The following is an 8938-nucleotide window of genomic DNA, read 5'->3' on the forward strand; positions in this document are numbered from 1 at the left end:
CGTCTGCTCGGAATTGCTGCCGCGGTGGAGGCTTTGCTGAGCGGTTGAGGTGGTGCAGCGGCGCAATCAGTCGGCAGGAAAGCGCCGACGGTAACGCTCGATCACTTCCGGATTCCGCAGGTTGACCGGCAGCTTGTCGGCAAGCACCAGCAAGGCCTCGTTCGCCGCGCCGACGCCCATGCGCATCATCGATTCCTCGGTGATGCCGGCCATATGCGGAGTGATGATGACGTTGTCGAAGCTGAAATAGGGGTGGCTCGGCGGCAGCGGCTGGGTCGCAAAGACGTCGAGCGCCGCACCGCCGATGCGGCCTCTTCGCAGCGCTTCGATCAGCGCCTCGTCATCGACCACCGGCCCGCGCGAGACATTGATCAACAGCGCATTGGGCTTCATGCGGGCGATGCGCTCGCGGCTGATCAGGCCGCGCGTCTCCTCGGTCAGCGGGCAGCAGAGCACGATGATCTCGCTCTGCTCGACCAGCGCGTCTATCGACAGGAAGCCGACGCGCTCGGGCGCCGGGCGCAGGCTACGCGTCGTCGCCACGACATTGAGGTCGAAGCCGTGCGCGGCGATGTGGCCGACGGCCTGGCCGACGGCGCCGAGGCCGACGATGCCGATCGTCTTGCCGGCGAGCTCGCTGGTCGAATTGGCATGCTCGCGCCCGGCGAGCCAGCCCCTGGCGCGCAGGTCGCGATCCATCATGCGGAAGCGCCTGAGCAGCGCCAGCGCCGTGAACATTACATGTTCGGCCACCGAGCGGGCATTGACGGCCGGCACGTTCGCCACCAGCACGCCGGCGGCGGTGGCCGCCTCGACCGGGATCATGTCCAGTCCCGCGCCATGGCGGATTGCGGCGCGCAACAGGGACGCGCCTGCGAACAGCTCCGGCGGCAGCGGCGCTCGGACGATGACGATGTCTGCGTCTTTCGCCTCGGCAGCCAGTGTTTTTGCATCGAGCGCGGAGGCGACGACCAGCCGGCCGGCTCCCGCCAGCATGCTTGTCGCGCGCGGATGTAGCGGGTGCGTCGACAGGATCTTGCGCATGAAGCTCAGGCCCTTTCGAGCGCCGCGCTTTTCGGCTCGGTCCAGCGACCTTCGATGATCCCCTTCCAGTAGCTCTCGGCGCCTTGCAGGTGCGCACTCATCAGCGCCTGGGCGAGGTTGCCGTCGCGGCGCAACAGCGCCTCGTAGATCTGGATGTGTTCGGCATGCGAGCGCATGCTGCGCTCCAGATCGTTGAAATAGATCGGCAGGCGCTGCTCGCCCATCAGGTAGTAGACGCTGCAGATGTTGTGAAAGACGCCGTTCTTGGTCGCTCGCACGATCTCGAGGTGGAACTCGCGGTCTTCCTTGGCGAGGCCTTCGCCGGCGGCGATGCGCTCCTCGGAAGCCTTCAGGATCTCGCGCAGCCGCTCGAAATTCTCCTCGGTGGCGCGTGAGCAGGCAAGCTCGGCCGCCTTGATCTCGTGGATCTTGCGCAGCTCGACGGTCTCGTAGATCTGCACCGGATCGAGCGGCAGGCCCGCGCGGGCGAAAAGCGCTAACGCTTCCACGCTTGCCTGTTTGGTATCGATATAGATGCCGGACTTGGCGCGGCGCTCGACGATGCGCATCGCTTCGAGGATGGCAAGCGCCTCGCGGATCTGGCCGCGGCTGACGGCGAAATGCTCCGCCAGCTCGCGCTCCGACGGCGTGCGGCCCGACTCCTTGTCCGAGTTGGAGAACAGATAGGCGGCGAGTTCCGCAAGAAGGTTCTTTTCTTTCATCGTCAAATGCGTAGCGCGTGCGCCTCCAGGAATCGCTCCGAAACGGTGAAACCCAATCCGGGCTTTTCAGGGATCGCTATCATACCGTCCTTTGCTTCGACAGTCTCCTCGACGAGATCGTGGATCATCGGATTGGCGCCCAGCGAATACTCGACGATGAAGGTCGCGGGGGAAGCCGCGCAGACATGCAGTCCGGCGAAGAAGCAGGGCGCGCCGGCCCACAGATGCGGCGCGAAGCGCAGGTTAAAGGCGCTGGCGATGGTGCCGATCTTCATCGCCTCGCTGATGCCGCCGCAGAAGGCGGGATCAGGCTGGAAGATGTCGGCCGATTTCAACACGGCCAGGTCGCGGAAGGCGTAGCGCGTCGCCTCGCTCTCGCCGGTGGCGATCGGGGTCGAACCGGACGCGCGCACCTCGGCCATACCGGACTTGTCGTCGGCGATCACCGGCTCCTCGAACCAGGCCAGATCGAGATCGGCGGTGAGGCTGATGAAGCGCTTGGCCTCGGCTACGGTGTAGGTGCCGTGCGCGTCCACCATAAGTTCGACATCGGGACCGATCGCTTCCCTGGCGGCGCGGACGCGCGCGGCCGAGATATGCGGCGCGCCGTCCATGGCGCCGATGCGCATCTTCAGCGCCTTGAAGCCGCCTTTGGCGATATAGGATTTGAGCTGGTCGCCGATGGTATCGGCTGGCGCCCAGCCGCCCGAGGCATAGGCCTGCATGCGCTCGACCTTGCGGCCGCCGAGCAGCCGCCAGACCGGCTGCCCCAGCGACTTGCCGAGGATGTCCCAAAGCGCGATGTCGACGGCGCTGATCGCCGCCACGCTCATGCCGCGGCGCGCCAGCTGGGGCATGGCATGGCCGGCATGGGCCGCCGTGTGGTGTCGCACGCCGTTGTAGAGCATCTCCCAGATGATGCCGATATCGGCCGGATCGCGGCCGATGAGCTGCGGCGCAATTTCGTGGTTCAGCATGTGGACCAGCGCGCCATAGCTGCCGGCGCTGCCGGCGGCGTTCTTGCCCTCGCCCCAGCCGACCAGGCCGTCGTCGGTCTCGACGCGCAGGATGGCGGCGTCGAACGTCGTCACCTGACCGAAGTCGCTGCGATGCTGCTTTGCGACTTCGATCGGTATGCGAACCCACCAGGCCTGGACGCTTTTTATACGCATCTTGATCCCCGGACCCGCCGCCCGGCCAGGACGGTAGGGCTAAGCTCCAATCGGACCCTCTACTTGATCAGCGGCAGCAGCGTTTCGGCGGTGATGCGCATCTGATCGGTGTAGAACTTCTCGGTGAGCACGCTGGAGCCGTGATCCTGGATGAATTTGAGCTGCTCGGGCGAGATGTCGACCGGGTTGCGCTCCACCATCTCCGGATAAGGGGCGGCCGGCGTGCGGTCGACCGGCGCGACGAACTCGTTGGTCAGCGCGCCGTCATAGCCGATCTCCTTCAGCGTGCCGACGATCTTCGGCCAGTCGATCTGGCCGAGACCCGCGGCAAAGCGGTTGTTGTCGGCGACATGGAAGTCGTAGAGGCGCTTGCCGACCTGGCGGATGGCGTCATAGACGTTAAATTCCTCCATATGGATGTGGTAGGCGTCGAGGCAGACGCCGCATTCCGGGCTCACCGCATCCGCGAGCGCGAGCGCCTGGGCACCACGATTGAAGAGGTAGGTCTCGAAACGGTTGAGCGGCTCGACGGCGATCTTGACGCCGACCTTCTTGGCATGCGCGAAGCATTCGCGCGTGGCGTCCACCACCCAGCCCCACTCTTCCGCCTCGGTGCCGTCGGGCACCACCTTGCCGACGGTGGCGGGAACCAGCGTGATGATCTCGCCGTCAAGCTCGCTCACCATGGTCAGCACGTCCTTGACATATTGTACCGATCGCTCGCGCTGGCCCTGGTTCTTGGCGGCAAGGTTGCGTTCGCCCAGCATCAGCGTCACCGAACCCCAGCAATGTATGCCGTGCTCCTTCAGGAGCGCGCGCGTTTCCTTGGTCTTGTACTGCTCGGGCTCGCCGGAAATCTCGATCGACTCATAGCCGAACTTCTTGATGCGCTTCAGCGTCACCTCCAGCGGCTCCGCCCGCATCCAGTTGTGCGTCGAAAGGTGCATGGTCTATCCTTCCCAGAATTCGCCTGTCACGTTTTTCGCGGCGTTCTCCACCGAGCCCGTCGCATGATCTCCTCCCCACGGCGTTCCAGTGTTTTTTCTCGAAACTGGTTCGACCAATTGGGCCTGACAGAACCTCTACAGCAAATTCACAGTAACGGCAAGGAGACCGCCTATTGGGCTCAACTTATCAGTCAATGCTTTGATTTGAATAGATTAAGATGCCTTTCGGCAATCGTGCGGCTCGCATTCCAACTGTTTCTGGCCGCTTGACCAAACAGCCGTATTTGGTAATACCAGAATGCCGCTGCTTGTCGGCGCCGAGACGAACGGTCGAAGAGGCTGGCCCTCGCTTCAATCGGCGCTATGCTTGGTCCATGAAAACGAGAGAGGGAGGATGCCGATGCCGACGACGATGAAGGGGCCCGGCCTGTTTCTGGCGCAGTTCGCGGGCGACGCCGCGCCGTTCAATTCGCTGGCCTCGATCACCAAATGGGCGGCCGGGCTCGGCTACAAAGGCGTACAGATTCCGACCTGGGACGGACGGCTGTTCGACCTGAAAAAGGCGGCGTCGTCGAAAACCTATTGCGACGAGGTGAAGGGCATCTGCACTGAAGCCGGCGTCGAGATTACCGAGCTGTCGACGCACCTGCAGGGGCAATTGGTGGCGGTGCATCCAGCTTACGACGCGCAGTTCGACGGGTTTGCGCCGCCAGAGGTGCACAACAATCCGAAGGCTCGGCAGAAATGGGCGGTCGAGCAGATGGAATTCGGCGCCAAGGCATCGAAGAATCTCGGCCTCAAGGCGTCGGTGAGCTTCAGCGGCGCGCTCGCTTTCCCATACCTCTATCCGTGGCCGCAGCGGCCGCCTGGGCTGATCGAGGAGGCGTTTGCCGAGCTGGGCAAGCGCTGGAAGCCGATCCTCGACGTCTATGATGAGAACGGCGTCGATATCGGCTACGAGATCCATCCAGGCGAGGACGTATTCGACGGCGCGACCTTCGAGATGTTCCTCGACGCGGTAGGCGGCCACAAGCGCTGCAACATCAATTACGACCCGTCGCACTTTTTGTTGCAGCAGCTCGACTATCTCGAGTTCATCGACATCTACCACGAGCGGATCAAGGCCTTCCACGTCAAGGATGCCGAGTTCAACCCGACGGGGCGGCAAGGCGTCTATTCGGGCTATCAGGGCTGGGTGAACCGTGCCGGGCGTTTCCGTTCACTCGGCGACGGGCAGGTCGATTTCAGCGGCATCTTCTCCAAGCTCACCCAGTACAACTACGATTCCTGGGCGGTGCTGGAATGGGAATGCTGCCTCAAGCATCCCGAGGACGGCGCGGCCGAAGGCGCACCCTTCATCCAGCATCATATCGTCCGGGTCACCGAAAGGGCCTTTGATGATTTCGCCGGCGGCACCAGCGACAAGAAGCTGCTGCGCGCGATGATGGGGATTTAGCACCTTTATCCTCCCCTCGAGGGGAGAGTGGCCCAAAGGGCCGGGCTGGGTCGGTTCATGCCGAGATCCACGCCCGGCGACCCCACCCGATCCGCTGTGCGGATCGACCTCCCCTCAAGGGGGAGCTAACCAACATGAGGGAGAACGAAAGCATGGTCGGCGCATCGAAATCGGAAACGGGAGGCGGCCCGATCCGCTACGGCATGGTCGGCGGCGGGCAGGGCGCTTTCATCGGCGCGGTGCACCGGATTGCGGCGCGCATGGACAACGACTTCGTGCTGGTGGCCGGCGCGCTGTCGTCGGACCCGGCGCGCGCGAAGGCCTCGGCCGAAGAACTCGGGCTCGATCCGTCACGCAGCTACGGCTCATATGCCGAGATGGCCAAGGCCGAAGCCAAACGCCCGGACGGCATCGAGGCAGTGGCGATCGTCACGCCCAACAATGTGCATGTGCCGGCGGCCAAAGCCTTCCTCGAGGCGGGTATCCACGTCATTTGCGACAAGCCGCTCGCGACCTCGCTCGCCGAGGCGAAGAAGCTTGCCGCGCTGGTCGAGAAGGCTGGAAAGGTGTTCGTGCTCACCCACAACTACACAGCCTATCCGATGGTGCGGCAGGCGCGCGAGATGGTGGCCAAGGGTATGCTCGGCGACATCCGCATCGTGCAGTCGGAATATCCGCAGGACTGGCTGACCGAAGACCTAGCCGCGACCGGTCAGAAGCAGGCCTCATGGCGCTCCGACCCCAAGCAGGCCGGCGCCGGCGGCGCGCTCGGCGACATTGGCACGCACGCCTACAACCTCGCCCGCTTCGTCTCGGGGCTGGAGCTCGATTCCCTTTCGGCCGACCTCGACGCCTTCGTGCCGGGACGCCAGCTCGACGACAACGTCAATGTGCTGTTGCGCTTCAAGCCGGTTGGCAACAAGCATCCGGCCAAGGGCATGATCTGGGCGAGCCAGGTGGCGCCCGGCCACGAGAACGGGCTGAAGCTGCGGATCTACGGCTCGAAGGGCGGGCTCGAATGGGTCCAGGCCGACCCGAACTATCTTTGGTACACGCCCTTCGGCCAGCCGAAGCAGTTGCTGACCCGGGCGGGCGCCGGCGCGATGCCGGTAGCGGCGCGCGTCAGCCGCGTGCCCTCCGGCCATCCGGAGGGCTATCTCGAAGGTTTTGCCAACATCTACCAGGAGGCGGCCCGCGCCATCCGCGCGGCGCGCAAGAAAGGCGGCAAGCTTGCCAAGGATGTCGCCTTCCCGACGATCGCGGACGGCGTCGAAGGCATGGCCTTCATAGAGGCGTGCGTGAAGTCTTCGAAGAAGAACGGGGCGTGGACGAGGCTATAAAGGCGGGCTCGGCGACGGCACGGGCCGGATGAGGGGGATTGTGACCCGCTAGCGCAAGTGGTTGGCCGCAGAGGAGGGGTGTCGATGAAAATCGGCATGTGCATGTTCTTGTGGACGACGAGCGTCTCGAAAAAGCACGAGGCGCTGCTGAAGGACATCAAGGCAACCGGCTTCGACGGCGTCGAGATACCGGTCTTCGCGGGCGAACCGGATGACTACCAGAGGCTCGGCGAGATGCTCGATCGTATCGGACTGGAGCGCACCGCGGTCTCGGCGATGGGCGACCCGGCGATGAACCTGATCTCTGCGGATACCGCGACGCGCAAGGCCGGCATCGATCACATGAAATGGGCGATCGACTGCAGCGCGGCGCTCGGCGCGGACAGGCTGAGCGGGCCGCTGCATTCCACGCTGGGCGCCTTTTCCGGGAGCGGGCCGACAGCGGCCGAGAAGAAGCGCTCGGTCGCCTCGCAGCGGGCCATTGGCGATCATGCCGGCAAGAGGGACGTCACCATCGGGCTCGAAGCGCTGAACCGCTTCGAATGCTATCTGGTCAACACCATGGATGATCTGTCCGAGCATATCGACGTGATCGACCGCCCGCACATCAAGGCGATGTACGACACCTTTCACGCCAATATCGAGGAGGTCGATCCGATCGGCGCCTATACGCGCAATCGCCGGAACGTCGTCCACATCCACATCTCGGAAAACGACCGCGGCGTGCCGGGGCGGGGTAATATTCCCTGGAAGGAAACCTTCGCCGCGATCCGCAAGAGCGGCTATGACGACTGGCTGACCATCGAGTCGTTTGGGCGTTCGCTGAAGGATCTGGCGGCAGCGACCAAGGTGTGGCGGGATTTTGCCGAAAGCCCGGAGGCGGTGTATCGCGAAGGGTACAGGCATATCAGGGATGGGTGGAGGAAGGCGGCGTAGGGCGCCCTGATCGATAGTGACGCAAAGGAGACCTGCGTCGGCGACCCTTGGCGCAAGGCGAGACGATGATTTCGCATTGTCCATTTTCTGTTTGCGTTCGCGGCGATTGCCTAAATTTAGTGGTTCCCCCACTCCGTCTCGGCTTCGCCGAGCCACCTCTCCCCCCTCCGGAGGGAGAGGAAAGGGAGCCTCGTGGCTCGGGAGAGGAAGAACGCCTCGGCTAGGAGGACAGGCGTCGGCTCGGACAGCTTTGCGCCTTTCCTCTACCCCGTCGAACGGGGGAGAGGTGTCGAGCGTAGCTCGACGGAGTGGGGGTCGACCCTTGGCGCGCCCGCGCTATGGATCACAAGGTTAAACCCCGCGCTGCCTGCAGCCTGTTGTAATCGTGCAGCGTGCGGCTGAGCCTTCGGCGCAGGAAATTCGAGATGTTGTCGAAGACGAAGACGACGAACAGCGTCAGCAGCACCATGTAGAAGACGTTGGCCCAGTTCGAATTGGTGCGCATGGCTTCCCACAGCTTCAGGCCGATGCCGCCGGCGCCGACCGCGCCGATGATGGTCGCGCCGCGGGTGTTCGATTCCCACTGGTAGAGCGTCTGGCTGATGAAGATCGGCACCACTTCCGGCAGCACGCCGTAGCGCTGCACAAGCAAGCCGTTGGCGCCGGTCGAGAGCACGCCTTCGCGCGGCTTGTCGTCGATGTTTTCCAGCGCCTCGGAATAGGTTTTGCCGAGCGTGCCGATCTCGGTGAAGAAGATGGCGGCGCTGCCGGCGAGCGGGCCGGGGCCGAAGGCGCGGGTGAAGAACAGCGCCCAGATCAGCATGTCGACCGAGCGCATGAAATCGAAGAAGCGCTTCAGCAACTGGCTGAGCAAGCCGCTCGGGGTGATGTTGCGGGCGGCGAAGAAGGCGAGCGGGAAGGCGACAATGCCGCCGAGCAGCGTCCCCAAAAACGCCATGACGATGGTCTGCAGCAGCTTCGTCCAGACGTCGCCATGCTGCCACTGCGCGTTGTTCCAGATGTTGTCGGCGGCCAAGGCAAGGTTCGATGTGCCGGGCTTAAGCTCCGGTCCCGAGATGATCAGCGAGAACACCTCGCCGGCCGATTTGCCGAAGAAGGGCGAGCGCGTGTCGAAGACGAAGTTCGCCCAGCCGAGGAAGCGCTTGCGCACCTTGACGCGGTCGACGGTGACGCGCACCTCGCCGACGAAGCCCATCTTGGCGACGATTTCGTCATCATGGACGGTGACCCAGTCCGGCACCGGGCCAGTCACCACCGGCTTGCCGCCGGTGAGCGAGATTGGAATGGTCTCGCCATATGC

At 64.0% G+C, this 8938-nt stretch carries 8 protein-coding genes; 3 read left to right on the forward strand and 5 right to left on the reverse strand.

Going from position 1 to position 8938, the window contains the following annotated elements; all coding sequences use genetic code 11:
- Nucleotides 1-66: 66 nt before the first annotated feature.
- The 4 genes from EOA32_RS28425 to EOA32_RS28440 are packed head-to-tail and all read right to left on the reverse strand — an operon-like array spanning nt 67 to nt 3885.
- Nucleotides 67-1044, reverse strand: coding sequence for a hydroxyacid dehydrogenase (locus tag EOA32_RS28425; RefSeq protein WP_095832420.1), 978 nt, complete (start codon nt 1042-1044; stop codon nt 67-69).
- Nucleotides 1045-1049: 5 nt separating this feature from the next.
- Nucleotides 1050-1766, reverse strand: coding sequence for a FadR/GntR family transcriptional regulator (locus EOA32_RS28430; RefSeq protein ID WP_067318961.1), 717 nt, complete (start codon nt 1764-1766; stop codon nt 1050-1052).
- A gap of 2 nt (nt 1767-1768) precedes the next feature.
- The gene (locus EOA32_RS28435; RefSeq protein WP_066989946.1) at nt 1769-2938 is read right to left on the reverse strand and encodes a mandelate racemase/muconate lactonizing enzyme family protein; all 1170 of its coding nucleotides are present in this window, start codon (nt 2936-2938) and stop codon (nt 1769-1771) included.
- 59 nt (nt 2939-2997) lie between these two features.
- Complete coding sequence (locus EOA32_RS28440; protein ID WP_128373484.1) at nt 2998-3885, reverse strand: sugar phosphate isomerase/epimerase; 888 nt, start codon at nt 3883-3885, stop codon at nt 2998-3000.
- 400 nt (nt 3886-4285) lie between these two features.
- Between EOA32_RS28440 and EOA32_RS28445 the strand changes: the two genes are divergently transcribed.
- The 3 genes from EOA32_RS28445 (at nt 4286) to EOA32_RS28455 (ending at nt 7617) form a co-directional block, all read left to right on the forward strand.
- On the forward strand, nt 4286-5341 hold the full coding sequence (locus EOA32_RS28445; protein ID WP_128373485.1) for a sugar phosphate isomerase/epimerase: 1056 nt from the start codon (nt 4286-4288) through the stop codon (nt 5339-5341).
- A 152-nt stretch (nt 5342-5493) separates the two neighbouring features.
- Nucleotides 5494-6681: a Gfo/Idh/MocA family oxidoreductase gene (locus EOA32_RS28450; RefSeq protein ID WP_095780126.1), complete on the forward strand. Its 1188-nt coding sequence runs from the start codon at nt 5494-5496 to the stop codon at nt 6679-6681.
- A gap of 84 nt (nt 6682-6765) precedes the next feature.
- Nucleotides 6766-7617, forward strand: a complete 852-nt coding sequence (locus EOA32_RS28455; protein WP_128373486.1) for a sugar phosphate isomerase/epimerase — start codon at nt 6766-6768, stop codon at nt 7615-7617.
- A 343-nt stretch (nt 7618-7960) separates the two neighbouring features.
- On the opposite strand, the gene phnE is transcribed toward EOA32_RS28455, so the two are convergent.
- Nucleotides 7961-8938: phosphonate ABC transporter, permease protein PhnE (gene phnE / locus EOA32_RS28465; RefSeq protein ID WP_128373487.1), on the reverse strand; the 978-nt coding region annotated here is incomplete at its 5' end.

The sequence above is a fragment of the Mesorhizobium sp. M1A.F.Ca.ET.072.01.1.1 genome (assembly GCF_004023325.1).
In the GTDB taxonomy this organism is placed as follows: Bacteria; Pseudomonadota; Alphaproteobacteria; order Rhizobiales; family Rhizobiaceae; genus Mesorhizobium.